This window comes from Amycolatopsis sp. NPDC101161 (genome assembly GCF_044768185.1).
GTDB lineage: Bacteria > Actinomycetota > Actinomycetes > Mycobacteriales > Pseudonocardiaceae > Amycolatopsis.
In genome coordinates this window covers 58,220-82,480 of sequence record NZ_JBIWPI010000005.1, presented here as the reverse complement: position 1 = coordinate 82,480, position 24,261 = coordinate 58,220, and the positions used below count along the sequence as shown (strand labels likewise).

The 24,261-nt window shown below is 70.8% G+C and carries 26 protein-coding genes; 9 read left to right on the top strand and 17 right to left on the bottom strand.

Annotated elements, in window-relative coordinates; all coding sequences use genetic code 11:
• From ACIRSS_RS34015 to ACIRSS_RS33995, 5 genes are all read right to left on the bottom strand, one after another.
• Positions 1–342, bottom strand: a complete 342-nt coding sequence (locus ACIRSS_RS34015) for an SRPBCC family protein (protein WP_400902162.1) — start codon at positions 340–342, stop codon at positions 1–3.
• 8 nt (positions 343–350) lie between these two features.
• A complete protein-coding gene (locus ACIRSS_RS34010; protein WP_400902160.1) occupies positions 351–1,535 on the bottom strand; it encodes a lipid-transfer protein in 1,185 nt (394 codons plus the stop codon).
• Positions 1,536–1,605: 70 nt separating this feature from the next.
• Entirely contained in the window at positions 1,606–2,916 is a 1,311-nt protein-coding gene (locus tag ACIRSS_RS34005) for a family 1 glycosylhydrolase (protein WP_400902158.1), read from the bottom strand.
• 68 nt (positions 2,917–2,984) lie between these two features.
• Positions 2,985–4,256, bottom strand: a complete 1,272-nt coding sequence (locus ACIRSS_RS34000) for an RICIN domain-containing protein (protein WP_400902155.1) — start codon at positions 4,254–4,256, stop codon at positions 2,985–2,987.
• 28 nt (positions 4,257–4,284) lie between these two features.
• Positions 4,285–6,111 (bottom strand): glycoside hydrolase family 3 protein, encoded by a 1,827-nt coding sequence (locus tag ACIRSS_RS33995; protein ID WP_400902153.1) that lies wholly within the window; start codon positions 6,109–6,111, stop codon positions 4,285–4,287.
• Positions 6,112–6,265: 154 nt separating this feature from the next.
• On the opposite strand from ACIRSS_RS33995, the gene ACIRSS_RS33990 reads away from it, so the two are divergent.
• Positions 6,266–6,757 (top strand): DUF664 domain-containing protein, encoded by a 492-nt coding sequence (locus ACIRSS_RS33990; protein ID WP_400902150.1) that lies wholly within the window; start codon positions 6,266–6,268, stop codon positions 6,755–6,757.
• A gap of 25 nt (positions 6,758–6,782) precedes the next feature.
• Entirely contained in the window at positions 6,783–7,526 is a 744-nt protein-coding gene (locus ACIRSS_RS33985; RefSeq protein ID WP_400902147.1) for an FAD-dependent monooxygenase, read from the top strand.
• Here ACIRSS_RS33985 and ACIRSS_RS33980 read toward each other — a convergent pair.
• From ACIRSS_RS33980 to ACIRSS_RS33955, 6 genes are all read right to left on the bottom strand, one after another.
• On the bottom strand, positions 7,523–8,017 hold the full coding sequence (locus tag ACIRSS_RS33980; protein ID WP_400902145.1) for a YbaB/EbfC family nucleoid-associated protein: 495 nt from the start codon (positions 8,015–8,017) through the stop codon (positions 7,523–7,525). The two genes, ACIRSS_RS33985 and ACIRSS_RS33980, sit on opposite strands and share 4 nt — an antisense overlap.
• 6 nt (positions 8,018–8,023) lie before the next feature.
• Entirely contained in the window at positions 8,024–8,404 is a 381-nt protein-coding gene (locus tag ACIRSS_RS33975) for a YbaB/EbfC family nucleoid-associated protein (protein ID WP_372669628.1), read from the bottom strand.
• 3 nt (positions 8,405–8,407) lie between these two features.
• Positions 8,408–9,538 carry an NlpC/P60 family protein gene (locus ACIRSS_RS33970; protein WP_400902141.1) on the bottom strand — a complete coding sequence of 377 codons (1,131 nt, stop codon included), beginning with the start codon at positions 9,536–9,538 and terminating at the stop codon, positions 8,408–8,410.
• The gene (locus ACIRSS_RS33965) at positions 9,535–9,882 is read right to left on the bottom strand and encodes a hypothetical protein (protein ID WP_400902138.1); all 348 of its coding nucleotides are present in this window, start codon (positions 9,880–9,882) and stop codon (positions 9,535–9,537) included. Before ACIRSS_RS33965 ends, ACIRSS_RS33970 begins: the two co-directional genes overlap by 4 nt.
• 68 nt (positions 9,883–9,950) lie before the next feature.
• Positions 9,951–10,688 (bottom strand): DsbA family protein, encoded by a 738-nt coding sequence (locus ACIRSS_RS33960; RefSeq protein ID WP_400902135.1) that lies wholly within the window; start codon positions 10,686–10,688, stop codon positions 9,951–9,953.
• 72 nt (positions 10,689–10,760) lie between these two features.
• Positions 10,761–11,288 (bottom strand): MauE/DoxX family redox-associated membrane protein, encoded by a 528-nt coding sequence (locus tag ACIRSS_RS33955; RefSeq protein WP_400902133.1) that lies wholly within the window; start codon positions 11,286–11,288, stop codon positions 10,761–10,763.
• Positions 11,289–11,355: 67 nt separating this feature from the next.
• On the opposite strand from ACIRSS_RS33955, the gene ACIRSS_RS33950 reads away from it, so the two are divergent.
• The 4 genes from ACIRSS_RS33950 to ACIRSS_RS33935 all read left to right on the top strand — a co-directional run bounded on the left by ACIRSS_RS33950 (position 11,356) and on the right by ACIRSS_RS33935 (position 16,310).
• The gene (locus ACIRSS_RS33950) at positions 11,356–12,186 is read left to right on the top strand and encodes a glutamate ABC transporter substrate-binding protein (RefSeq protein WP_400902130.1); all 831 of its coding nucleotides are present in this window, start codon (positions 11,356–11,358) and stop codon (positions 12,184–12,186) included.
• The gene (gene hrpB / locus ACIRSS_RS33945) at positions 12,183–14,561 is read left to right on the top strand and encodes an ATP-dependent helicase HrpB (protein WP_400902128.1); all 2,379 of its coding nucleotides are present in this window, start codon (positions 12,183–12,185) and stop codon (positions 14,559–14,561) included. Before ACIRSS_RS33950 ends, hrpB begins: the two co-directional genes overlap by 4 nt.
• A 70-nt stretch (positions 14,562–14,631) precedes the next feature.
• On the top strand, positions 14,632–15,549 hold the full coding sequence (locus ACIRSS_RS33940; RefSeq protein ID WP_400902126.1) for an ATP-binding cassette domain-containing protein: 918 nt from the start codon (positions 14,632–14,634) through the stop codon (positions 15,547–15,549).
• A complete protein-coding gene (locus tag ACIRSS_RS33935) occupies positions 15,546–16,310 on the top strand; it encodes an ABC transporter permease (RefSeq protein ID WP_400902123.1) in 765 nt (254 codons plus the stop codon). The genes ACIRSS_RS33940 and ACIRSS_RS33935 overlap by 4 nt, the downstream gene beginning before the upstream one ends.
• Positions 16,311–17,113: 803 nt before the next feature.
• On the opposite strand, the gene ACIRSS_RS33930 is transcribed toward ACIRSS_RS33935, so the two are convergent.
• Positions 17,114–17,647, bottom strand: coding sequence for a TetR/AcrR family transcriptional regulator (locus ACIRSS_RS33930; RefSeq protein ID WP_400902120.1), 534 nt, complete (start codon positions 17,645–17,647; stop codon positions 17,114–17,116).
• A 31-nt stretch (positions 17,648–17,678) separates the two neighbouring features.
• Between ACIRSS_RS33930 and ACIRSS_RS33925 the strand changes: the two genes are divergently transcribed.
• The gene (locus ACIRSS_RS33925) at positions 17,679–18,812 is read left to right on the top strand and encodes an FAD-dependent monooxygenase (RefSeq protein ID WP_400903991.1); all 1,134 of its coding nucleotides are present in this window, start codon (positions 17,679–17,681) and stop codon (positions 18,810–18,812) included.
• Here ACIRSS_RS33925 and ACIRSS_RS33920 read toward each other — a convergent pair.
• Genes ACIRSS_RS33920 through ACIRSS_RS33910 form a run of 3 tightly spaced genes read right to left on the bottom strand, consistent with a single transcriptional unit; the run spans position 18,757 to position 21,743 of the window.
• Positions 18,757–19,431: a response regulator gene (locus ACIRSS_RS33920; RefSeq protein WP_400902117.1), complete on the bottom strand. Its 675-nt coding sequence runs from the start codon at positions 19,429–19,431 to the stop codon at positions 18,757–18,759. The two genes, ACIRSS_RS33925 and ACIRSS_RS33920, sit on opposite strands and share 56 nt — an antisense overlap.
• Entirely contained in the window at positions 19,428–20,996 is a 1,569-nt protein-coding gene (locus ACIRSS_RS33915) for a sensor histidine kinase (protein ID WP_400902114.1), read from the bottom strand. The genes ACIRSS_RS33920 and ACIRSS_RS33915 overlap by 4 nt, the downstream gene beginning before the upstream one ends.
• Positions 20,997–21,017: 21 nt before the next feature.
• Positions 21,018–21,743: a dienelactone hydrolase family protein gene (locus tag ACIRSS_RS33910; RefSeq protein ID WP_400902111.1), complete on the bottom strand. Its 726-nt coding sequence runs from the start codon at positions 21,741–21,743 to the stop codon at positions 21,018–21,020.
• A 27-nt stretch (positions 21,744–21,770) separates the two neighbouring features.
• Here ACIRSS_RS33910 and ACIRSS_RS33905 point away from each other — a divergent pair, with 27 nt between their 5' ends.
• Both ACIRSS_RS33905 and ACIRSS_RS33900 read left to right on the top strand, forming a co-directional pair.
• Positions 21,771–21,980: a hypothetical protein gene (locus ACIRSS_RS33905; RefSeq protein WP_364459724.1), complete on the top strand. Its 210-nt coding sequence runs from the start codon at positions 21,771–21,773 to the stop codon at positions 21,978–21,980.
• A complete protein-coding gene (locus ACIRSS_RS33900; protein WP_400902107.1) occupies positions 21,977–22,735 on the top strand; it encodes a hypothetical protein in 759 nt (252 codons plus the stop codon). The genes ACIRSS_RS33905 and ACIRSS_RS33900 overlap by 4 nt, the downstream gene beginning before the upstream one ends.
• On the opposite strand, the gene ACIRSS_RS33895 is transcribed toward ACIRSS_RS33900, so the two are convergent.
• Together ACIRSS_RS33895 and ACIRSS_RS33890 are read right to left on the bottom strand one after the other, a co-directional pair.
• Positions 22,717–22,938 carry a hypothetical protein gene (locus ACIRSS_RS33895; RefSeq protein WP_400902104.1) on the bottom strand — a complete coding sequence of 74 codons (222 nt, stop codon included), beginning with the start codon at positions 22,936–22,938 and terminating at the stop codon, positions 22,717–22,719. The two genes, ACIRSS_RS33900 and ACIRSS_RS33895, sit on opposite strands and share 19 nt — an antisense overlap.
• 8 nt (positions 22,939–22,946) lie before the next feature.
• Positions 22,947–24,071: an anion permease gene (locus ACIRSS_RS33890; RefSeq protein ID WP_400902101.1), complete on the bottom strand. Its 1,125-nt coding sequence runs from the start codon at positions 24,069–24,071 to the stop codon at positions 22,947–22,949.
• Positions 24,072–24,261 lie beyond the last annotated feature (190 nt).

Here is a 24,261-nt window from a genome sequence, read left to right as displayed (position 1 = left end):
TCATCTGGCCGGTGAACTCGGCTTCGATGGTCGCCGCGGAGCCGGACCCGGCCGCCGCCACGACAGCGAGAACCGGATCTTCACGCCGGCCATCCCGGTTCCCGAAATGACCAAGCGATGGGGAGCATCGTAGGTGTCCACGGTCCAGGTGATCGTGTTCGCCATCCCGAGCATCGTGACGACCTCGGACACCTGCGAGCCCTGCGTGAACTCCGCGGGGACGTCGCCCTTCCACTTGGTGTGGATGGTCAGCCACTTCTCGAAGTTGTTGGGGTTCGAGAACTCCGCCCACACCTTGTCCGGCGCGGCGGGCAGTTCGACGGACGCGCTGATCTGGCCCATGGTGTCTCCTAAGCTCGCTGGTAGGCGGTGACGACGGCGGCGCCACCGAGTCCGATGTTGTGCTGCAACGCGGCCCGGACGTCCGGGACCTGGCGCGCGGCCGCGTCGCCGCGCAGCTGCCAGGTGAGTTCGGCGCACTGGGCGAGCCCGGTCGCGCCGAGCGGGTGGCCCTTGGAGATGAGCCCGCCGGACGGGTTGACGACCCACCGGCCGCCGTACGTCGTGTCCCCGGCGTCGACCAAGTGGCCGCCTTCGCCCTCTTCGCAGAGGCCGAGCGCTTCGTACGTGAGCAGTTCGTTGGCGGAGAAGCAGTCGTGCAGCTCGACGACCTGGAAGTCGGCCGGCCCGAGCCCGGCCTGCTCGTAGACCTGCAGAGCGGCCTGACGCGTCATGTCGTAGCCGACGATGTTCTTCGCGCTGCCGTCGAAGGTGCTGCGGAAGTCCGTGGTCAGAGCCTGCCCGACGATCTCGACGGCCCGCTCGGCCAGCCCATTGCCGTCCACAAAGGACTCACTGGCGAGCAGCACCGCGCCGGAACCGTCCGACGTCGGCGAGCACTGCAGCTTCGTCAGCGGGTCGTAGATCATCCGGGACGCGAGGATGTCGTCGAGCGAGTAGACGTCCTGGAACTGCGCGTACGGGTTGTTCACCGAGTGCCGGTGGTTCTTCTCGCCGATCTTCGCGAAGTGCTCGGCCGTCGTCCCGTACTTCCGCATGTGCTCGCGGCCGGCGGCGCCGAACATCCACGGCGCGGGCGGGAACAGCACCTCCGAGATCTCGGCGAGCGCCTGGAGGTGGTTGCCCAGCGGCTGTTCGCGGTCGTCGTAGGTCGACGCGAGCGAACCCGGCTTCATCTTCTCGAAGCCCAGCGCCAGCACGCAGTCCGCGCGGCCGCCGCGGACCGCCTCCGCGGCCAGGTACAGCGCGGTCGAGCCGGTGGAGCAGTTGTTGTTGACGTTGACCACGGGGATCCCGGTCATCCCCAGCTCGTAGACGGCGCGCTGCCCGGACGTCGACTCGCCGTAGACGTAGCCGACGTACGCCTGCTGGACGGCGTCGTAGCCGAGCCCCGCGTCCTCGAGCGCGTTGGTGCCCGCCTCGCGGGCCATCTGCGGATAGTCCCAGTCCTCGCGCCGCCCGGGTTTCTCGAACTTCGTCATCCCGACGCCGACGACGTACACCCTGTTCGCCATGCAACAAACATACAGACCGGCATGTATTTATCAAGAGCGGACCACTGACCCGCAGGTCAGCGGCGGAAAATCAGCCGAGCGGGGCCACCGGACCCGGGTAGCGGGCCGGGTCGAGGCAGCTGCCGAGCCCGTCGACGACCGAGCAGAAGCCCGGCGGCCGCACCGGCGTGTAACCCGCCGGGACGCCGTGGCCGGCGATCAGGTCCCGGTACGCCGCGACGGCGTCGGTCGGCCGGCGGGTCAGCGCCGGGTCGCTGACAGCGTCCACTGTGTACAGTCCGAACCGCGGCTGGTAGCTGCCCCACTCGTAGTTGTCGGTGAGGCTCCAGTAGTTGTAGCCGATGACGTTCATGCCGTCGGCTTTCGCGCGCTGCACCCAGTAGATGTGGTCGCGCAGGTGGTCCGACCGCGTGTAGCCGTCGGGCCGCGCGTTGCCGTTGTCGGTCGGCATCCCGTTCTCGACGACGTAGAGCGGCAGGTTCGGGAACTTCCGCGCGTAGTACCGCAGGGCGTAGTAGATCCCGTCCGGCTGCGGCGTCACCTTCCAGAACTCGCCGCTCGCCGCGTGGATCGCGCTGAGGTTGTCGAGACTCGCGCCGTAGTAGTAGTCAACGCCGGTGAAGTCGAGCTTGTCCCGCACCCGATCGAGGAACGACGCGTCGAGGATGCCTTGCGCCGCCGGGATGTAGGCCGTGTTGCTGGACACCAACGCACCGGGGTCCAGGGAGTGGATCAGGTCGTACGCCGCGCGGTGCACCGTCACCAGCCGCGCCTGCGCCCACGGCAGCTTCCAGCCGGCAAGCCCGCCGTTGGTGGTCTCGTTCTGCAGGTAGACGGTCGGCTCGTTGATCGTGATCCACAGCGCGCCGAGCCCCTTGTACCGGTCGACGACGCGGCGGGCGTTGGCCAGCCACGCGTCGACCGTGCGGTCGGAGTCCCAGCCGCCCTGGTCGGCGACCCAGCCCGGGTAGACCCAGTGGTCGAGGGTGATCATCGGCCGCATGCCCGCGGCGACGACGCGCCGAACGACGTCGTCGTAGTACGCGAGCTCCGTCTCGTCCACCTGGCCGGGCCGGGGTTCGATGCGCGCCCACTCGACGCTGAAGCGGAAGACGTTCACGCCGAGCTGCTTGGCGCGCTCGATGTCTTCGGCGTAGCGGTGCCGGAAGTCGACGGCGTCGCGGTAGGGCTCCTTGATCGACGACGTCTTCGCCTGCTCGTAGCGGCGCCAGTTGCTGTCGGGCGCCGAGCCCTCCGACTGGTAGCCCGAAGTGGCGACGCCCCAGAAGAACGCCGGCGAGGCGACCGCGGGACCCACCCCCGCGAGCAGGCCCGCCAGCAGGGCCAGGACGACGACGATCGCTCGGTTCCGGCGCGCCACGGCACCCTCCTCAGCCAACGTGAAGGTCATTCATGTTAGCTGAGGGGGCGCCGCAGCGCATCCCCTCGTCAGGCGACCTTGAACGACTGAGCGGCGCTGCCGTTGCAGGTCGACTGGACCAGCTGGACGCTGTCCGCGGTGGACGCCCCCGGCACGGTCAGGCACTTGCCGGTGTGGCGGACGACGAAGTGGTAGTAGCCGCCGCCTTCCGAGACCGGCTGCCACTGCTGGTTGTTCCCGCCGCTGTAGGACCACAGCTGCAGGCCGGCGTTGTCGGCCGTGGAAACGTCGGTCACGTCGATCACCTGGGCGGGGTTCGTCCGGTTGTTGATCCGGTCGTAGCCACCGCTGGTCGGGGCGAACTGGTACTGCTGCGCCGTCGTCCCGTTGCAGGTGTACTGCTGGACCACGGTGCCGTTGGCGCTGGCCGCGGCGCGGGCGTCGACGCACTTGCCGCTCGCCTTGTTCGACACGGCGTACCACGCCGCCGGGTCGATCGTGCCGTCCGGCGGCGGGGTGGTCGTGCCACCGCCGCCGAGCCACTTCAGGCCGTCGAGCACGAACCGGTTCTGGTCGGCGCTCTCGAACGTCGACGACAGCGCGGTGTTCGTGTCGTAGTTCATCGCGTTGTGGCCGAAGTTGGCGTAGAGCATCTTGTAGTTCTTGTTCGTCCACGCGATCGGGTAGTACCCGCTGTACCAGGTCTGGTTCGGGTCGGTGCCGATCGGGAACGTGGACTGGTCCATCGAGGCCAGGATGGAGATGTTCGGGTTCTGGCGCAGGTCGTTCTGCCAGGCGTACCACTCCGACGTCGACGACTTGATCGTCGCCGGCAGGTTGACCGTCGACGGGTGCGTGCGGTTTTCGATCTTCAACGTCTCCGGCGTCGGGCCCCACGTGTTCGACGTGAACCGGCCGGTGCCGAGGAAGTCGTTGTGGAACCAGTTGGCGTACGACGGCGTCGAGCTGTCGTTGTACGCCGTGACGTGGAAGCCGAAGAACCCGCCACCGTTCTGCATGTAGGTCTGGAAGCCCTGGAACTGCGCGGCCGACTGCGGCTGGTCGTCGAAGAACATCACGACGTCGGCCGTCGACTTGGTGATGCCGGTGAGCCGGTTCCAGTCGGTCGTCGAGGAGTAGGTGTAGCCGTTGGCCGCCGCCTGCTGGGCGAACCAGACGTTGGCCTCCTTCTCGAAGCTGATGTGCGCGGCGTCGTAGGTGCCGCTGTAGAACGCGAGCACCTTGAACGGTGTCGCGGCCTGCACGGCCGGTGCGCCCAGGCTCAAGCCCAGGCAGGCGGCGAAGAAGGCCAGGATTCTGACCAGGGGACGGCGGGGCATGCGTGTTCCTTCCGGTGGGGGACGGGGATCACCAGTGGCGCGAGTAGTGCAGGCCGTAGCCGAAGGGGAACAGCGCGGGCTTGCCGTCGCCGACGTTGATGGGCTGCTGGTCGGCGCTGCGCATCCACGTCACCGGCAGCTTGCCGGTCGGGTTGTAGTCGCCGAAGAGGACGTCGGCGACGCCTTGGCCCTCGCTGCCCGGCAACCACGACTCGACCAGGCCGGCCCAGTCCGGCAGCTGCGCCGCGATGTCCAGCGGTCGTCCGGACACGAGCACGACCACCGTCGGCACGCCGGAGTCCTTCAGCTTCTGCAGCGTGGCGAGGTCCGTGGCGTCCAGGCCCATCCCTTGTGGACGGTCGCCCTTGCCTTCGGCGTACGGCGTCTCCCCCACGACGGCGACGGCGACGTCGTAGCTCGGGTCGATCCCGGTGCCGTCCTTGGCGTAGGTGACCTTCGACGAGCTGCTTTCGATGCCCTGCAGGATGGTGGTGCCGGGGATGACCGGGCCGCTGGTGCCCTGCCAGCCGACCGTCCAGCCACCCGACTGGTTGCCGATGTCGTCCGCGCTCTTGCCGGCCACGAAGATCTTGTCCCGCTTGGACAGCGGCAGCACGTGGTTCTCGTTCTTGAGCAGCACCTGGGATTCGCGGACGGCCTGGCGCGCGAGGTCGCGGTGCCGCGCGCTGCCGATGGTGTTCAGGAACCGGCGGTCGGTCAGTGGGTGCTCGAACAGGCCGAGCTCGAACTTCTTCGTCAGGATGCGCCGGTTGGCGTCGTCGATGCGGGACATCGGCACGCGGCCGTCCTGGACGAGCGTGCGCAGCGTGTCGATGAACTTCTGCCACTCGAAGGGGACCATCACCATGTCGATGCCGGCGTTGATCGAGGCCTCGACTTCTTCGGGGGTGAACCCGGATTTGCCGTCGATCTTGTCGACGCCGTTGTAGTCCGAGACGACGATGCCGCCGAAGCCGAGCTCCTTCTTGAGGACGTCGTTGATCAGGTACGAGTTCGCGTGCATCTTGACGCTGTTCCAGCTGCTGTAGCTGATCATCACCGAGCCGACCCCGCGCTGGACGGCGGCCTTGAACGGCGGCAGGTGGATCGCGCGCAGCTCCTGCTCGCTGATCTCGGTGTTGCCTTCGTTGACGCCGCCGGTGGTGCCGCCGTCGCCGACGTAGTGCTTGGCGGTGGCCATGACCGAGCCCGGCTGGTCCAGCCGGCGGCCCTGCAGGCCGGTGATGATCGACGTCATCTCGGTGGCCAGCTGCGGGACCTCGCCGAAGGACTCGTAGGTGCGGCCCCAGCGGTCGTTGCGGGCGACGCACAGGCAGGGCGCGAAGTCCCAGTCGATCCCGGTGCCGGAGACCTCTTCCGCGGTGGCGCGGCCGATGCGTTGCACGAGGTTCGGGTCGCGCGTCGCGCCGAGGCCGATGTTGTGCGGGAAGACGGTGGCGCCGTAGAGGCCGTTGTGCCCGTGGACGGCGTCGACGCCGTAGATCAGCGGGATGCCGAGCGGCGTCGCGAGCGCGGCCTTCTGGAAGCCGTCGTACATGTCAGCCCAGGTGACGGGCGTGTTCGGGGTGGGCTGCGAGCTGCCGCCGGACAGCAGCGAGCCGAGCCGCCCGGTGGTGACGTCTTGCGGCGACTTCACGCCGAGGCGTTCGGCCTGCATCATCTGGCCGAGCTTGTCGTCGAGGGTCATCCGCGACATCAGGTCGGCCACGCGGACCTTGACCGGCCGCCGGGAATCCTTGTACGCCGGGCCGTTCCCGGCGAGGGCCGGGGTTCCGGAAGCGAGCAGCAACCCCACGGCCAGCGCGCCGACGCCCAGTCTGCGTCCGAGACCCATCCGGGTCCTCCTCGTCGAGAGACCGAAATTCACGCCTTGAATTAAGACACAAGCTTTCGGCGTTGGTCCAGACCTCTGACCGAACTCGGTTTCCGCTCAGCGGGATTGCGGGTTCCGGTCAGGAACTGACCTAGTTCGCTCGTACGGTTCCGCCATGACTCGCGAACACGAAGACCTGCTGGGCCTGCTGACCGAAGTCCGGAAGCGCTTGCTGATCCCGGCGCGCGACCTCTCGGACGAACAAGCGGCCCGGCGCACGACGGTCAGCGAACTGACCTTGGGTGGCTTGATCCGCCACCTCGCGACGGGCGAGCGCCTGTGGCTCGAGATCCTGCGCACCCGCGACGGTTCCCTGCCGGAGGGCATGCTCGACACGGCGCAGTACTCGATGAGCGAGACGCTCTCGCACTGGCTGTCGGCCTACGCGACGGCCGCCGCCGAGACCGACGAGTACGTGCGATCCCTGCCGTCGCTCGACGTGGAAGTCCAGCTGCCGACGACACCGTGGTCGCCCCCGGAACCGCGGTTCTGGTCGGCCCGGCGGATAGTGTTGCACTTGATCCACGAGACGGCCCAGCACGCGGGCCACGCGGACATCATCCGAGAGGCCCTGGACGGCGCGAACTCCACCGCCCAGCTGGCATGACGGCTCCCCGGCAGGCTGGCGGGTGATGCCGGGAGGGAAGTGCTGGCTGCCGCACGGCTTCCACAACCACGCCGACGGCCAGCTCGTGTACGCGGCCGCCGGCGGGTTCGCCACGACCACCGCGCTCGGGACCTGGGTCGCGCCGGGGTTCGACCACTCGCACCGCTGCTACGACCGGACCGACTTCCGGCTCGTCGTCATCCCGCCCGAGTCGTGCGGTGAGCTCGTGGCGCACCCCGGCGTGTTCGCGGTGAGCCCGCTCCTGCGCGAGGCCCGTCTCGCGCTGACCGACCTGCGGGAGAGCCGCCCCGGCGCCCACCGGCGGCTGCGCGCGGTCGTGGCCGACGAACTCGCCGGGCCGCCCGAACAGTCCCTGCGCCTGCCCGAACCACGCACTGGCCGCACGGTCGGACCCGGCCGAATCGCCGACAAGCGGCTCGTACCGCTGCGGAACGTCGTCCACAGCCCGATGCACCACGGAAAGCTGTTCCTGCTCGGGGACGCGGCGCACATCGTCCCGACCATGAGCGCCAAGGGAATCCACCTGGCGCTCTTCGACGCCGAGGCCCTCGCGCGCGGCTTCCTCCTGAGCCACGTCTGGAACTACCAGGCCTCCGCGTCGTGGATCACCGACGTCATGCACGACACCGGGGACGCTTCCCACGCCGGGGAGTTCCGCAAGCGGATCGCCCGCGCGGAGGTGGAGCGCCGGTTCACCTCACCCGCCGCGAGCCGCCTCTTCGACGAGTTCACGGCCGGGGTGAACTAGCGGTCCGAGCGCAGCGAAGCCGGGTCGAAGGACTCCCAGTACGCGTCCTCGTCCTCGACGCTCGCCGACGCCGCGGTCTGCGGAGGCGCGGCACCCAGCCGTTCGGCCCGCAGCCGCTGGAACTCCTCGACCGTCATGCCCGGGTCGTCGTCCTCGGCGCGGGCCGGCGCCGGCATCCCGGTCATCCGCTCGATCAGGTGCGTCATGTCTTCGCCCAGCAGCAACGCGACTTTGTTGTAACCGTCCTGGGTCGCCTCGCGCATCGCCGCCTGGGCGATCTCCACCACCAGCGGCCCCAGCCGCTCGCCCAGGTTCACCGCCGACGGCGCCAGCCACAGCCGCAGCAGCTTGCCGCGTCCGTCGACCGTCGCCTCCACCTGGCCGTCGAGGTCGTGGGCGGTGCCGGTCGCGGACGCGAGCAATTCGTCCACTTTGGACATCGCTGCTTCCCGGGCCCGGGACTGGGCAATCAGGTCACGCGTCGAGACCACCGGCGCTCACCTTCCGTACGAGTAGGTGTCGGCGTCCGGGTCGTCGTCCGGGATCGGTTCGTAACCCAGGACTTCCAGCTGCGACGCGTCCACCACCGGTGCCAGCGCGTGGTACATCTTGTCGCCCGCGCGGCGCGTCGCGCGCTGGGCCAGCTCGAGGATCTGGTCGGCGAGGACCGCCGACCCGTGCCGCAGCGCGGACCGGTGGATCGTCACGCCGGTCAGCAGCCCGCCGGGCGCCACCTGGACCTCGATGGTGCTGTCCGAAGAGGACGCCTTGCCCACCACTGGACCCGAGCGCTCGAGCCGGGCCGAAACGTCGGCCTCCACGCGGTCCGCCTGCTCGGCGATCCGGGCGGCCGCCAGGTCCACGTCGAATTCAGCCACGACTCACCCCGTCGGCCGGTAGAAACCGATGAACGACTGTCCCGCGTTGGTGGTGCGGATCTTGCTGATCTGCACCGGGTCGCCGGCCTCGACCATCTGGCCGTCGCCGATCACCATCGCCACGTGCCCGGACCAGACGACCAGGTCGCCGGGCAGCAGCTGGTCGATCGAAGGCACCTCGGCCCCGACCGTCTGCTGCGCCGCCGTCCGCGGCAGCTGCAGCCCCGCGTCCTGGTACGACGTCATGGTCAGCCCGCTGCAGTCGAGGCCGACGCCGCGCGCGGTGCCGCCCCAGACGTACGGCACGCCGAGCTGCGAAAGCGCGTTGCGCACGGCCTTGGCCGCGGTCTCGTTCGGCGCCATGACCTGCTTGCCGCCGGGCAGGTTGATCGCGACGCCGCTGCCGGGCTGCGGCGGGATCGCGACCGGCAGCCGCGGCTTGTGGACGGCGCCGCCGCCTCCCCCGCCGCCTCCTCCCCCACCACCGCCGCCGCCGGAGTCGCCGCCCCCGGAGTAGCCGCTGTTGCTGTTGAAGGACGAGCCCACCTTCGTCGAGGACGCGCTGGACGTCGACGTCGACTGCTCGCCACCGCCGAGCCGCGTGCCGAGGTCGGTGAGCTGGTTGATGGTCTGCTCGCTGAAGGTCGCGGCCTGGCCGGTGAGCCGGCTGATCTTCGTCTGCAGCTTCATCAGGATGTCGCGCGACGCGGCGGCGCGGCTCTCCGGCGGCTGGATCGACTTCACCGCCGCCAGCGCCTTCATCGACGCCGAAATCTCCTTGATGATCTGGTCGCGGACCTGGTCGTTCTTGATCTCGCCGACGTGCAGCGTCTCGGCCGCCTCGGCGACGGCCTTCTCGATCTCGGCGCTCTCGTCGAGGAGGTCCTGGACCTCCTGCTCGAGGCTCTTCGACGTCGCGGTGGCGCGGTCGGTCGTCGAGCCGGAGCTCGCGGACGTCAGGGCGACGCGCTGGTCGGCCGCGTGGTCGCGGGTGCGGCCCACCGACGTCTGCAGCGCGTGGTGCGCGTCCCGCGCGCCCCCGATGGCGGCCGGGTCGTGGCGCAGCTTCCGCGCGAACTGGTTGGTGGTGTCCAGGCTGTGCCGGACGAGCTGGTCGGTGTGGTGCTCGGTCACGCGCCGTCCCCGAGGTCGGTGCCGAGCCTGCGCACGACGTCGCCGTGGTCGGCCTCGACCGCCGCGTAGTTGCGGTCGGTCTGCCGGGCGGCCGCGCCGACCTGGCGCCAGCCGCCGCCGACGCGGTGCATCTTCTCCTGCAGCGCGCGCATCCGGCCGCTGTAGGCGCCGGAGAAGCCGGACTCGCCGCCCATCTCGGAGAAGCCGTGGCCGCCGAGCGTCACGTGCGGGCCGACGTGCTGGTCGGCCGCGCCCTTGACGTCGTCGCCGAGCGGGTCGACTTCGCGCGCGTACCGCGCGTACGCGCCCTCATCGACGTGAAACCCCTGATGCGAACCGTCCACTGGCCCTCCCCTGCTGCGGGAGTCAGCCTAGTCGACGGTCCGTACCCGGGTGGGCGAATTGCCCGGACTCAGCCGGTGACCTTCGCGAGCCAGCCCGGATCCTGCCAGCTGACGATCGCGCCGTTCGCGGTGACCGTCGGCGTGCCGAAGCCGCTCTGCCCGTTTCCGAAGTCCTGCGCCAGCTTCGGATCCTTCTCGATCTGCTGGAACGCGCTGTTCAGCTGCTGGTCGTACGTGCCCGCGTTGACCGTCTCCTGGAACGCCGGGTCGGTGATCCCGACGTCCTGGCCGAGCTTGATCAGCTGTGCCTTGTCGTAGCCGCGCTTGCCCTCTTCGGGCTGGTTCGCGAACAGCGCGTCGTGGAACTGGAGGAACTTGCCGGCGTCGGCCGCGGCCAGCGCCGCGTTCGCCGAGTCGAGCGAGTAGCCGGGCGGGTCCGAGCGGTCGTTGAGCAGCGGCACCATGTGGTAGCGCACCTGCAGCTTGCCGTCGTTGATCGCCTGCTCGACGTCGGTCTTGTAGGTCTTCTCGAACTGGCCGCAGATCGGGCAGAGGAAGTCTGCGTAGACGTCGATCGAGGCCTTCGCGCCCGCCTTGCCGACGGTGACGACGACGCCGTCGCGCTTCTGCGTGACGTCGCCGGCCAGCGACGTGCCCCCGGTGGCGATCGTCTGGCCCTCGGTCTTGTTCTTGTCCGAGATCGTCCAGATCACGCCGCCGATCACGAGCGCGGCCACGACGACCACGGCGGCGATCCCGATGATCCACTTCCGCTTGTCGGCCGACGTGCCCCTGGCCTGGGCCACCGCCTTCGCTCCCCCGGCCTGCGCGGCCTGACGACGCTTCCGAGCGGTCCGCTCAGCTCCACCCACTGTGAATCAGTTCCCTTCCGCGATACCCGAGTAGTCGTGCTCGGGCTCGGTGGAGTTCCCGCGACCCCGCGAGAGCCAGCCGTCGACCGACAGCCAGGTGCGCGGGCGCGCCAGCAGCCACACGGCCAGCAGCGCGAACCCCGAGTCGCGAAGGATCTCCTGCGGGTACTCGGTCTGCCCCGCCGCCACCTGGCCGCCGCCGCCGAAGCACCCGCAGTCGATGCTCAGCCCGCGCGCCCACGATTGGGCGATCCCGGCGATGAGCACGACGAGCAGCACCAGCGCGGCGCCGGCGACCCAGCGGGTCGCCAGGCCGGCGAGCAGGAACAGCCCGAGCACGAGTTCGACGAGCGGCAGCGCGATGGCCACCACGTTGGCGAGTGCGTCCGGGAGCACCTGGTACGCCTTGACGGCGATCAGCGTTTGCCCGGGATCCGCCAGCTTCAGCGCACCGGAAACGAGCCAGACGGCCGCCAGCCCCAGCCGGGCGAGCGTGCCGACGGCGTCCAGTACGGGTTGGGACGGTCGCACCACGCACTTAGGCTAACGGGAGGACCTGAGAACTTCGTGAGGGCACGGCGGCGGTGGAGGGAGCGGCGGAATGCGGTGGCGCATGCTCCTCGCTTCGGCGTTGCTGCTGGTCACGGCGTCGGCGTGCGGGCCGGGGAAGGTCTCGCCGACCGACTCGCTGGTGACCCGCGCCAGTGCCACGGATCACCTGACCATCGGCATCCGGTTCGACGCGCCGGGCCTTTCCGAGCACACCGTGGACGGCCGGTTCGTCGGGTTCGACGTCGACGTCGCGACTTTCGTCGCATCGGAACTGGGTGTCGCCGCGAAGGACATCACGTGGCGCGAGACGACTTCGGCGACGCGCGAGACGGACCTCACCTCCGGCGCGGTCGACCTGGTCGTCGCGACCTATTCGATCACCGACAAGCGCAAGCAGGTCGTGTCGTTCGCCGGGCCGTACTTCACCACCGGGCAGGACCTGCTGGTGCGGCGCACGTCCCCGGACATCACCGGCCCCGAGACGCTCAACGGGCGGCGGCTGTGCTCGGTGACCGGTTCGACGCCCGCGCAGCAGGTCAGGGACAAGTTCGCGCAGGCCGTGCAGCTGGTCGAGTACCCGCGCTACCCGGACTGCGTGACAGCGCTGCTGGCCGGCCAGATCGACGCGATGACCACCGACGGGGTGATCCTCGCCGGCTACGTCACACGTGATCCGGAGCTGCTGAAGGTCGTCGGGAAGCCGTTCTCGAAGGAGAGCTACGGCGTCGGCCTGCGCAAGGGCGACACCCAGGGCGTGAACGCCGTCGACGACGCGATCCGCAAGATGATCTCCTCCGGCGAATGGCTGCGCTCGCTCAACGCGAACATCGGGCCGTCCGGGTACCAGCTGCCGGCTCCCCCCGAGGTCACCGAGAAGTGAAGCTGCCCGACCTGCCCGTCCGCGCGGTCCTGCCCGAGCTGCTTTCGGCGTTGGACGACCACGGCACCGCGGTGCTCGTCGCCCCGCCGGGGACGGGGAAGACGACGCTGGTGCCGCTGGCGCTGGCTTCCTCGGGGTCCGGCCGGGTCGTCGTCGCCGAGCCACGGCGGCTGGCCGCGCGTGCCGCGGCTTCTCGCATGGCTGCGATCCTGGGCGAACCGGTCGGCGAGACGGTGGGCTACGCCGTGCGCGGCGACCGGAAGGTGTCGGCGCGGACGCGCGTCGAGGTGGTGACGTCGGGGCTGCTGGTGCGGCGCGTGCAGGGCGATCCGGAGCTGCCCGGGGTGTCGACGGTGCTGCTGGACGAGTGCCACGAGCGGCACCTGGACGCTGACCTGCTGCTGGCGCTGCTCCTGGACGTCCGCGCGGGCCTGCGCGACGACCTGCGGCTGCTGGCGACGTCGGCGACGGTGGCTTCGGGCCGGCTCGCCACACTTTTGGGTGAAGCTCCGGTGGTCACGGCGACGGCGCCGACGTACCCGGTGTCGTTCTCGTACGTCCCGCCAGCGCGCGGTGAGCGCATCGAGGCGTGCGTCGCGCGTGCGGTGCGGACGGCACTGTCCTCAGGGGACGGTGACGTCCTGGCTTTCCTCCCCGGCGCCGGTGAGATCGCGCGGACGGCCGGGATACTGTCTTTGTCCGATGTGGACGTCCTGCCGCTGCACGGACGGCTGTCGGCGGCGCACCAGGACGACGCGCTGCGGCCGCGTGCCCGGCGGCGCGTGGTGCTGGCGACGGCGGTGGCGGAGTCGAGCTTGACGGTGCCGGGCGTGCGCGCGGTGGTGGACTCGGGACTGGCGCGGGTGCCGCGGGTGGACCACCGGCGAGGCCTGCCCGGCCTGGCAACGGTGCGGGTCTCGGCCGCGGTGGCAACCCAGCGGTCGGGCCGCGCGGGGCGCGAGGGGCCGGGCCGGGCGTACCGCTGCTGGGCCGCGCACGAGCAGGCGTTGCTCCCGGCGTACCCGGAACCGGAGATCCGCACGGCCGAGCTGGCGCGCCTGGCGCTGGAGCTGGCGTGCTGGTCGACACCGGACGGAAGCGGGCTGTCCTGGTGGGACCCACCGGGCGAGGGAGCGCTGGCGGCGGGCCGGGCGTTGCTGGTCACGTTGGGCGCGACAGATCGTTCGGGGGCGGTAACTGCACGAGGGCGGCGAATGGCAGAGCTGGGGTTGCACCCTCGGCTGGCGCGAGCGTTGCTGGACGGCGCTTCGGAGGTAGGCGCCCGCGCGGCGGCCGAGGTGGTGGCGCTGCTGGACGCGGGAGCGACACTGACGGACGTGAACGCAGAGCTCCGAAGGCTGCGCTCGGCGAGCGACGAGCCGGCGCGAAGGTGGAAGCGGGAGGTACAACGGCTTTCGAAGCTCGTGACCGGCGAAGGGAAGCCGGATCCCGCCCTCGTCGTCGCGCTCGCGCATCCTGAGCGGCTCGCGCGGCGGCGGCCCGGCGGTGCGCCCGTCTACCTCATGTCCGGCGGCACCGCGGCCGAACTCCCGCCCGGCAGCGGCCTCGACTCCGAGTGGCTGGCCGTCGCCGAAGCCACCCGCGATCCCGGCCGCGTCCACGGCACCATCCGCCTCGCCGCGGCCGCCGACGAAAAGCTCGCCACCCGCGTCGCCCCGGTGTCCGAAGTGGACGAAATCACCTGGGACGGCGACGTCGTCGCCCGCCGGGTCCGCAAGCTCGGCGCCATCACCCTGTCCGAACGTCCCCTGCGCGACGCCAACGTGCACGACGCCCTCGTCACCGGACTTCGCGAGAACGGCCTCGGCCTCCTGAAGTGGAGCCAGGACGCGACGAGACTCCGCGAGCGCATGGCGTTCCTCCACCGCGTCATCGGCGAACCGTGGCCCGCGGTCGACGACGCCACCCTCCTGTCCGATGTGGACAAATGGCTCGACCTGACGAACGCCCGCCGCAAAGCCGATCTCGCGAACATCAACGCCAGCACCGCCCTCAAAGCCCTCCTGCCGTGGCCGGAAGCGTCCAAACTGGACGAACTCGCCCCGGACCGGCTCGAGGTCCCGAGCGGCTCGCACATCCGCGTCGACTACCACGGCGACCAGCCGGTGCTCGCCGTCAAGCTGCAGGAAACGTTCGGCTGGACCGAAACCCCCACCATCGCCGGCGTCCCGGTCGTCCTGCACCTGCTCTCCCCCGCCGGCCGCCCGGCGGCGATCACCGCGGACCTCGGGTCGTTCTGGACGACCGGCTACCCGTCGGTGCGCGCCGACCTGCGCGGCCGCTACCCGAAGCACCCCTGGCCCGAGGACCCGGCCACCGCCGTCCCGACCCGGCACACCCGCCGCCGCACCTGACGAAAGTCGGGGGCCGGTCGCGACCGTCGCCCGATGCCCGCGCACCCCCGCGGGCCGCAGACTCGGACGCATGATCACCCTCAGAGGACTGACGAAACGCTACGGGGAGAAGACCGTCGTCGACGCGCTGACCTGCGACGTCGCCGCGGGCCAGGTGACCGGCTTCCTCGGCCCCAACGGCGCGGGCAAGTCGACGACCATGCGGATGACCGTCGGGCTCGACCACCCACACGAAGGCGAGGTCCTGGTCGGCGGCCGGCGCTACGCCGAGTTGCGGGACCCGCTGCGCGAGGTCGGCGCGCTGCTCGACGCGAAGGCGCTGCACCCCGGGCGCAGCGCCGGCAAGCACCTCACGGCCATGGCGCGCAGCAACGGGATCCCGGTGAGCCGCGTCGAGGAGGTGCTGGCGACGGTCGGGCTGTCGGACGTCGCGGGCAAGCGGGCGGGCCAGTTTTCGCTCGGCATGGGCCAGCGCCTCGGCATCGCCGGCGCGCTGCTGGGCGACCCGGGTGTCCTGCTGTTCGACGAGCCGGTCAACGGCCTCGACCCGGACGGCGTCCGCTGGGTCCGCCAGCTGATGCGGTCCCTGGCCGCCGAGGGGCGCACGGTGTTCGTCTCCAGCCACCTGATGAGCGAGATGCAGCTGACGGCCGACCACCTGATCGTGATCGGCAAGGGCAAACTGCTCGCGGACGCGCCGGTCGCGGAGTTCATCGCGGGCAATTCCCGCACCACGGTCTCGGTCCGCGTCCCGGCTGATTCGGACCGCTCGGCCCTCGACGCCCGCTTGCGCAACGAAGGCGGCCGCACGCACACCGGGTCGTCGCCGGACGAGCTGATGGTGGACGGCATCGACGTCACACGCATCGGCGACATGGCGCACGAGCTGGGAATCCGCCTGCACGGCCTCGCCGAACGGACGGCGTCGCTCGAGCAGGCGTACATGGAGTTGACGGCTTCGTCGGTGGAGTACGGGGTATCGGCATGACGGTTCTGCACGCCCGAGCGGTGGCATCGGAGTGGACGAAGTTCTGGTCGGTCCGGGCGACGTGGTGGTCGTTGCTCACGGGAGCGGCGCTGATCCTGGGCTACAGCGCACTGTCCGGAGTGGCCCAGCGCTACGACAACGACCCCCAGTCAGCGAGCACGATCGCCCTGGGCGGCGGGTTTTACTTGGCGCAGTTCGCGGTGATCGCGCTGGCAACGTCGTTCGTGACGAGCGAATACGCGGGCGGCGGAATCCGTTCGACGCTGCTGTGGACCCCGGTCCGAGCCCGGGTGGCCCTCGCGAAGGCGGCGGTGCTCGTGCCGGTGCTGTTCTTGTCGGGAGTCGTCTTGTCGTGTGCCGCGATGGGTCTCGCGGAGGTGCTGAAGGACGGCCACGGCCTGCCGACGAGCTTTTCGGCGGCTCTCACAACTTCGGTGGGGATGGGCGGGTACTTCGCGCTGCTGGGGGTGTTGTGCACGGGCATCGGCTGGGCGTTGAGAAGCGCGGCGGGGACGTTGGTGTCGGTGATCGTGCTGCTGGTGCCGCTGCCGTTGATCGTGGGTTCGCTGGGGTTGGCGGAGCTGGTGCCGTACTTCCCGGGAATGGCGGGGGTGAACGCAATGGTGGAGTCGGGACAGCCGAACCCGGTGACACAGTCGGTGGCGCCGTACGCGCCTTGGGTGGGATTGCTGATCTGCGCGGCGTGGGCGGCGGTCGCGCTGGCGGTGGGGACGGGAGTGTTGCGCCGCCGCGACGCATGAGGTGGCCGGTCCGAGCGCCCGCTCGCCGGACAGCGCGGCCGGGGTAGTCAGTGACATGCGGCTTTTCGCGGTGCGTGCCGCTCGCGCGGCGGCAGGACTGCGGCCGGCCGCAAAGCCCGCACCCGGTTCCGGTCCGGCATCCCCAGCTCGGCCAATCTGATCCCGGCATTCTCGGGCTGGGCATCCCAGCCGCATTCTCGGGCTCGGCCATCCTCGCTCGGCCGCCCCGGTCCGGCATTCTCGGGCTGGGCCATCTCGACTCGACCACCCGGCCCGGCAATCCCGGGCCCAGCAATCCCGACTCGACCACCCCGGCCCGGCAATCCCAGGCCCGGCCACCCTCGCTCAGCCGCCCCCAGCCCGGCATTCTCGGGCTGGGCCATCTCGACTCGACCACCCAGCCCGGCAATCCCGGGCCCAGCCATCTCGGCTCGACCACCCTCAGGCTCCGCTAACCCGGCCCGCTGCGTCGGATCCGGTCGCCACGGTCCAGTCGGATGGCCAGCCCCGGCCCGGCCGGGACGGCCCGCCCTCCCTGGGGGCTGCCCCCGCTTCCAGCGTATCCGGGACGCCCGACAAAACACCGGGAAAGACGAGCGCCGAGGCCCGGTTGTCCACATCCGCAGGACCCTGTGGACAACCGGGCGGCGCACCGATGAAATCCGGCACCACCCATGAGGCCGAGCAGCGAAAAAGACCGAGTGCCACCATCGCCAGGCACACGACAAAGGCCGAGCGCCACCATCAAGCCGAACCCGATCGAGGCCGAGCACCATCGCGAGCCAGCCCGACCGGCGCCAGCTTCAGCCCACCCCGATACCCCGCAGGATCTCCCGCGCACTAGTCACCAGGGACTCCAGCGAAGGCGGAGCCGAAGCCCCCGCCAAGGCCCCGAAAATCGTCCCCTCCATCCAATCCACCACCAACCCCGCGTGCCGCACCGGATCGATCGACCCCGCCGCCGCGAACATCTCCACCGCGGCACGACGGATCACCGCCCCACCCGAGTCGTACTGCTCCCGCAACTCAGGCCGCCGAGTCGCCTCCAAAGCGAACTCGTACCGCGCCAACATCCGGGCCCGCCCGGAAGTAACCGCCTCGAACGCGTAATCGGCGATCGACTCCGCCAACCCACCCGACGGCGAAGAAACCTGATCCAGCTCGAGAATCCGCGCGAAAGTCAACGACAACAAAGCCGCCCGCGTACGCGCGTAGTACGACGTCGACCCCACCGGCAACCCGGCCGCCTGGTCGACCGCCCGGTGGGTCAGCCCGCGCATGCCCGACGCGGCGATCACCTCGATCGCCGCGTCGGCGATCACCTGGATCCGCTCCACAGAAACACTCTACAGGTGTAGAGTCACCCCCATGCACGCAGTTGTCGTCGGCGGGGGGATCGGGGGCCTGAGCGCGGCCGCCGGGCTGCACCGGATCGGGTGGACCGTCACCGTCCTGGAACAGGCCGACGAGTTCGGCGACGTCGGCGCCGGGATCTCACTCTGGCCGAACGCCCTGCGCTGCCTCGACGAGCTGGGTGTCGACCTGACAGAACACCTCGCCCCACAGCGGGAAGGCGGGTTCCGGGACAAAAGCGGCCGGCAAATCACCCGCTTCGACGCCGACGCCTTCGAACGCCTCCACGGCCGCTCCCTCGGCGCCATCCACCGGAAAGACCTGATCGCCGCGCTCAAGAACGCCGTCCCGGCCGAAAGCCTCAAGACCGGCGCCGAAGTCACCGAAGTCCACGAAGACGGGCGAGTCCGCTTCACCGGCGGAGAACTCCAGGCCGACCTCGTCGTCGCCGCCGATGGCATTCGCAGCCCGGTTCGCCGCGCGCTCTTCCCGGACCACCCCGGCCCCGTCTACTCCGGCAGCACGGCCTTCCGCGGCGTCACACACTTCCCCGGCGCCCGGCTCGGCACCAGCTTCGACCGCGGTACCGAAGTCGGCGTCCTCCCGCTGACCGGTGGCGACGTCTACTGGTTCGTCTCCTACGTCACGGAACCCGGCGGCCGACCGGACGACCTCCGGAGCAAAGTCGCAACCTGGCACGACCCCATCCCCGCCCTGATCGACGCCACGCCGAAAGAATCCGTGCTCCACCACGACCTCTACTACCTCGCCACGCCGCTCAAGACCTACGTGAAAGGCCGGATTGCCCTGCTCGGCGACGCCGCCCATGCCATGCCGCCGTTCCTCGGCCAAGGCGGCTGCCAAGCCATCGAAGACGCGACCGTCCTGGCTTACGAGCTGTCCAAACAGGACACAACAAAAGCAGTCAAGGCCTACGACGAACAACGAAGGCCACGCAGCCAGAAAGTGGTCCGCGAGTCGGTCCGGATGGGCAAGCTCACCTCGCAGCTGGCCAACCCGGTCGCCGTCAAACTCCGCACCGCCCTGTTGAAGGCTCTCCCAGCGAAAGCGACAGTCTACATAGGACGTGACATCACGGGGTGGCGGCCTCCGCGTCTCCCCCGACCAGTCCCGCCTCGTACGCCGTGATCGCCGCCTGCACCCGGTTCTTCACCCCGAGCCGGGCCAGGATCGTGCTCACGTGCGCCTTCACCGTCCCCTCGACGACGAACATCTTCGCCGCGATGTCCGCATTGGACAGTCCGGAACCCAGCAACGTCAGCACTTCCCGCTCACGCGGCGTCAGCAGGCCGACCTTCGACCGCGCCGCCGCGGCCCGGGTCAGCCGGCCGCCCGACAGCCGCGCGATCACCCGCTGAGCCACCTTCGGCGAGAGGAACGCCGCGCCGTCGGCGACCGCGTGGATGCCGGCCAGCAGTTCGCGCGGGTCACCCGACTTCAACAGGAACCCGCCCGCGCCGAGCCCCAGCGCGCGCTCGATGTACTCGTCTTCGCCGAACGTCGTGAGCATGATGACGCCGGTCGACGGCAGCACCCGCCGGATCTCGGCGGCCGCGCCCAGCCCGTCCAGCCCGGGCATCCGGATGTCGAGCAGCACGACGTCCGGGTGCGTGGCGAGGGTCTGGGCCACCGCCGCCCGCCCGTCGGCGGCTTCGGCGACGACCTCGATCCCCGGGTCCGCGCCGAGGATCGCCGCCACCCCCGCCCGCATCATCGCCTCGTCGTCGGCCAGTACGACCCTGATCACGATCCCCCCTCGGCGAACCAGTCCTTCGAAACCAGCTTGCCCTCGGCGAAACACAGCCGGTAAGCGGCGTAGTCGTCGTTCAGGAACGACCGCCCGGCGCCGTAGTACTCGCACTGCGCACCCGGCGGCGGAGCGGGCTCCCCGCGCGTCGGACGGGCGACGCGCTGGCGTTCCGGCAGCGCCAGCTCACCGCGGGCCTGCCCGATCCGCATCCCGTCGTAGACCGGGCCGGGCAGCTCCGAGGTGTTCCACTGGTAGAGGAACGCGATCCCGCCGACCGCGAGGACCAGCCCGAACAACGCCAGCGGGACGGCGACCGCCAGCACCAGGCTGCGCCGGACGTCCCGGCGGGCCAGCTCCAGCGCCCGCGCGGACGTCGGCTGCCCGACGGCGTCGTCGGCCGCCTCCCGCAGCTCCGGCGTCTCCTCGACCGGCGCGGCGTCGTGCGGCAACGTCGCGGTGACGGCGAACCCGCCTTCGTGCGGCTCGGCCTGCAACGTCCCGCCGACGAGCCGGACGCGCTCCCGCAACCCGATCAGGCCCCGGTGACCCGACGCGGACCCGGGCAGCGGCCCCGCGGGCGGCCGCGCGTTCACAACGCTCACGCGAGTTTCGTTGGCGCTACTCGAAACCCGCACGCGGACCGCGGCCCCCGGCGCGTGCTTCGCCACGTTCGTCAACGCTTCCTGCACGACGCGGTAGGCGGCCCGCGCCACCATCGGCGGCGCCACCGAGGTGTCCACAGTGGAATCGATGCACAGGCCCGACGCCTGCGCCCGGGCGATCAGCTCGGCGAGGTCGCCCTGCACCGGCTCGACCGGCGCGGCGTCCTCGCGCAGCACGCCGATGATCTCGCGCAGCCGTTCGGTCGCGGCCGCGGCGCTGGTCCGCAGCTGCGCGGCCGCGTCGCGCTGGACGTCGTCGAGTCCGCCCGCGACCTCCAGCGCCGCCGCGCGGACGGCGATCAGGCTGAGCTCGTGGCCCAGCGAGTCGTGCATGTCGCTGGCGATCCGCGCGCGTTCGCGCAGCCGGGCCTGGTCGGCGACCAGCCGCTGCCGGCTCTCCATCTCCTCCGCGCGCCGCCAGCCCGTCCGGGCCAGGTCGCCGCGCAGCCGGACGTACCGGCCGAGCAGCCACGGCGACAGCCCGGCGAACACGAGGATCGCGACCATCGCGGCCCAGTCGCCGACGCCGTCGGGGCCGACGACCAGCGCCAAGGGCAGGCCGAGCACCACCACGGCGGCGCCGATCAGCAGGCCGTCACGAGGCCGCTCCATCCGCAACGCGGCCTGGTAGCACATCGCCACCAGCACGAAGACCACCCAGACGGGCACGCGGTCGCGGTACGGGAACGGCACAGCGAGGGCCCCCGCCGCCGCGATGCCGAGCGAGACGGTGGGGTACCGCCGGGCCGTCGCGACCGATCCGGCGACGACGGCGAGTCCGGCCGCCAGCTCCCAGTACGACCGCGAGCCGACGGTGTCCGTAGCGACGATGAACGCCAGGAACAGCCCGAGCAGCACGTCGAGCACCGCTCGCCACCTGCGCTTCGTCACCTCTCGCACCGGACCGAAGCTACAAGCCCGTCACCGGGCGGGACCACTGCCGAAAGTCAAGGTGTCCACGAAAGCGAGCGTCTGCGGCCAGGACAGCGCGAACGCCTCGGCGTTGACGGTCGTGCCGTGCCGCGAGGAGTCGCTGAAGCCGTGCTCGGCGCCCGGGAAGTGCTGGGTGAACGTCGCGCCGCGCGCCCGCGACTGGAGCGCGGCCTGGAGCAGGCCGAACGTCTCGTGCGAGACGACGGCGTCGGCCTCCGGGTAGGCGACGAGCACCGGCGCCGTGATCCGGGTCGACAAATCGACCGTGTCCAGCTCGTGGTTCGGCGGCGCCGGGTCGCGGACCGTCGGGTGGTAGGCGACGACGCCGGAAAGCCGCTGGTCACGGGCCGCGAGCAGGAGCGCGAACCGGCCGCCGAGGCACCACCCCATGACCCCGGCCGACGTGCACCCGAGGTCGCCGAGCAGGTGGTCGAGCAACGCCGTCTGCTCCCCCAACGCGGCCTCGTCGCGCAGCTCGCCCAGCTTCGCGCCGAGCTCCTCGCGGGACGTGTTGTCGGTGCTCGCGCCGTGGAAGACGTCCCAGGTCAGCGCGGTGATGCCGCGGCCGGCCAGCTCGTCGGCCCAGGCGCGGACCTGCGCGCCGATGCCGGTGATCATCGGCAGGAGCAGCATCCCGCGTGCCGAGCCGCCGTCGGGGCGGGCCAGGTACGCGGAAAGGTCGCCGACACCGACGGTGGACGTCTCGATGGTCATGCCCCGCATGATGCATGATGATCCACCATGGCCGAGCGCACACTCGCCGAACAGCTGGGCGGCACCCTCCCCGGCGGCATCGAGGCCCTCGAAGAGCACGAGCGGCAGGACCTCGCCGACGCGCTGCGCGACGCGCGCAGACGGCAGGCGAAAGCGCTCGCCGAAGCGGGCGAAGAGGGCCTCCGGTACGTCCCCGCGCTGCTGCGCGGCGCGGTCCGGAAGGCAGTCGGGCTGTGACGAACAAAGCTGTGACGAACTACGAATCCGAAGCCGAGATCCTCAAGCTCGCCCGCGTCCTCGACGTCGAGCCCGCGCGGCTCGAGTACCTCGCCCGCGTCGACGCCGGTGACCTCCGGGCGTTCCGCGAGCAGGTCACCGACACGCTGTTCGACGCGAACATCGCCGTACTGCAGCGGATGGCCCTGGCCGCGCGGCTGCTGCCCGGCGGCGTGCTCGCCAAGATCGCCGAGAAGGTGTTCGGCCCGCTGCTGTGCGCCCGGATCGCCGGGGTGGTCGACGTCGCGCGCGGGGTCGACGTCGCCAAGCGGCTGCCCCCGCGGTTCCTCGCCGAGGTCGCGGCCGAGCTCGACCCGCGGCGCGCGAGCGCGATCATCTCCCGCATCCCGCTCGACACCGTCCTCGCCGTCGCGAACGAGCTCGCGCGCAAGGAGGACTGGATCACGCTCGGCCGGTTCGTCGGGCACCTGCCGGACCCGACCGTGCGCCGCGCCCTCGACGAGATCGACGACCCGGGCCTGCTGCGGATCGCGTTCGTGCTCGACGACAAGAACCGCATCGACCACGTCGTCGGCCTGCTCCCGGCCCACCGGCTCGGCCGGCTGATCACCGCCGCCGGGGCCGACGAAGACCTGTGGACCCCGGCGCTGGACCTGCTGAACCACCTCGGCGACGCACGTCGCGCGACGCTGGAACCGATGCTCGGCGCGCTCCCGGACGGGTTCCGGGAACGCGCTCAGGCGACGATCAAGTAGATCCCGTAGCCGACGATCGCCGCGCACAGGGCGAAGCAGATGACCGCGCCGGCCAGCGGGCCGGTGCCCGAGGCGCCGCTCTCGCGGGCCGACTCGCGCTGCGAGAGCCCGACCACCCCGAAGGAGAAGAGGCTCGTCAGCACGACGACCGAGCCGAGCGCGACGACGAAGACGAGACCGAGGGAACCCCAATCGATGTGCACGGCGCTCCTCAGGCGTTGGCCGGCTGCGTGACCGGCTCGGACTCGGTGACGGAGTGGGCGTTGACCGGGTTCCGCTTCGACGCGAGGTAGATGCCCAGCGCGACGACGACCCCGGCCAGGCCGACCAGGACGGTGCCCCAGGTCCCGAGCGTCGAGACCTCGGCGGCGATGGCGCCGACGATCGCGGCGGCGGGCAGCGTCAGCGCCCAGGCCAGCACCATCTTGCCCGCGACGCCCCAGCGGACCTCGGCGAGCTTGCGGCCGAGGCCGGAGCCGATGATGCCGCCCGAGCAGACGTGCGTGGTGGACAGCGCGAACCCGAGGTGCGCCGAGGTCAGGATGACGGCCGCGGCGCTCGTTTCGGCCGCGAACCCCTGCGGCGTCTGGATTTCGGTGAGCTTCTTGCCCATCGTCTGGATGATCCGCCAGCCGCCGAGGTAGGTGCCGAGCGCGATCGCGGTGCCCGCGGTCAGGATCACCCAGACCGGCGGGCCCGAGTTCGGCGCGAGCGAGCCGGACGCGATCAGCGTCAGCGTGATGACGCCCATGGTCTTCTGCGCGTCGTTCGTGCCGTGCGCGAGCGAGACCAGCGACGCCGAGGCGATCTGGCCGGCCTTGAACGTCCGGCCCACGGTGTCCTGCTTCGCCCGCGCGGTGATCCGGTAGACGAGGAACGTGCCCAGCGTCGCCACGATCCCGGCGACGATCGGCGAGGCGAGCGCGGGGATGAGGACCTTCTCGACGACCTTCCCGAAGTGGACGGCGTCGGAGCCCGAGGCGATCCAGGTGGCACCGATCAGCCCGCCGAAGAGAGCGTGGGACGAGCTCGACGGCAGCCCGATGAGCCAGGTCACCAGGTTCCACACGATCGCCCCGACCAGGCCGGCGAAGATGATCACCGGGGTCACCTTCGTGTCGTCGACGATCCCGCCGGAGATCGTCTTGGCGACTTCGACCGAGAGGAACGCGCCGACGAGGTTCAGCACCGCGGACACGGCGACCGCGATCCGCGGTTTCAGCGCGCCGGTGGCGATCGAGGTGGCCATCGCGTTGGCCGTGTCGTGGAAGCCGTTGGTGAAGTCGAAGGCGAGCGCCGCGACGATCACCACCAGCACGATCAGTGAGAAGTCCATGGCGGCCCTCTTCCGAAGCCGGAGACTGTTCGTTAGCAACGCTACTGACCGACGCGACAGCCGCCGATCCCTGTCGTGTGACGGCTGCCTGAACTCTCGATGAACCGGGGTGGGGACAGCCCCACCGCGAACCCGGTGGTCTGGCCCAGTGCCGTCGCCCGGTTCGCCTGGGAGCGTCGGAGCCGGGCGA

What these genes read in the sequence shown, in the direction of transcription:
- ACIRSS_RS33925 (WP_400903991.1), top strand. Translation starts at nt 17,679, where the DNA reads ATGCACGCAGTTGTCGTCGGCGGGGGGATCGGGGGCCTGAGCGCGGCC.
- ACIRSS_RS33905 (WP_364459724.1), top strand. Translation starts at nt 21,771, where the DNA reads ATGGCCGAGCGCACACTCGCCGAACAGCTGGGCGGCACCCTCCCCGGC.
- ACIRSS_RS33940 (WP_400902126.1), top strand. Translation starts at nt 14,632, where the DNA reads ATGATCACCCTCAGAGGACTGACGAAACGCTACGGGGAGAAGACCGTC.
- ACIRSS_RS34000 (WP_400902155.1), bottom strand. Translation starts at nt 4,256, where the DNA reads ATGCCCCGCCGTCCCCTGGTCAGAATCCTGGCCTTCTTCGCCGCCTGC.
- ACIRSS_RS33950 (WP_400902130.1), top strand. Translation starts at nt 11,356, where the DNA reads ATGCGGTGGCGCATGCTCCTCGCTTCGGCGTTGCTGCTGGTCACGGCG.
- ACIRSS_RS34015 (WP_400902162.1), bottom strand. Translation starts at nt 342, where the DNA reads ATGGGCCAGATCAGCGCGTCCGTCGAACTGCCCGCCGCGCCGGACAAG.
- ACIRSS_RS33990 (WP_400902150.1), top strand. Translation starts at nt 6,266, where the DNA reads ATGACTCGCGAACACGAAGACCTGCTGGGCCTGCTGACCGAAGTCCGG.
- ACIRSS_RS33910 (WP_400902111.1), bottom strand. Translation starts at nt 21,743, where the DNA reads ATGACCATCGAGACGTCCACCGTCGGTGTCGGCGACCTTTCCGCGTAC.
- ACIRSS_RS34010 (WP_400902160.1), bottom strand. Translation starts at nt 1,535, where the DNA reads ATGGCGAACAGGGTGTACGTCGTCGGCGTCGGGATGACGAAGTTCGAG.
- ACIRSS_RS33935 (WP_400902123.1), top strand. Translation starts at nt 15,546, where the DNA reads ATGACGGTTCTGCACGCCCGAGCGGTGGCATCGGAGTGGACGAAGTTC.
- ACIRSS_RS33995 (WP_400902153.1), bottom strand. Translation starts at nt 6,111, where the DNA reads ATGGGTCTCGGACGCAGACTGGGCGTCGGCGCGCTGGCCGTGGGGTTG.
- ACIRSS_RS33985 (WP_400902147.1), top strand. Translation starts at nt 6,783, where the DNA reads ATGCCGGGAGGGAAGTGCTGGCTGCCGCACGGCTTCCACAACCACGCC.
- ACIRSS_RS33890 (WP_400902101.1), bottom strand. Translation starts at nt 24,071, where the DNA reads ATGGACTTCTCACTGATCGTGCTGGTGGTGATCGTCGCGGCGCTCGCC.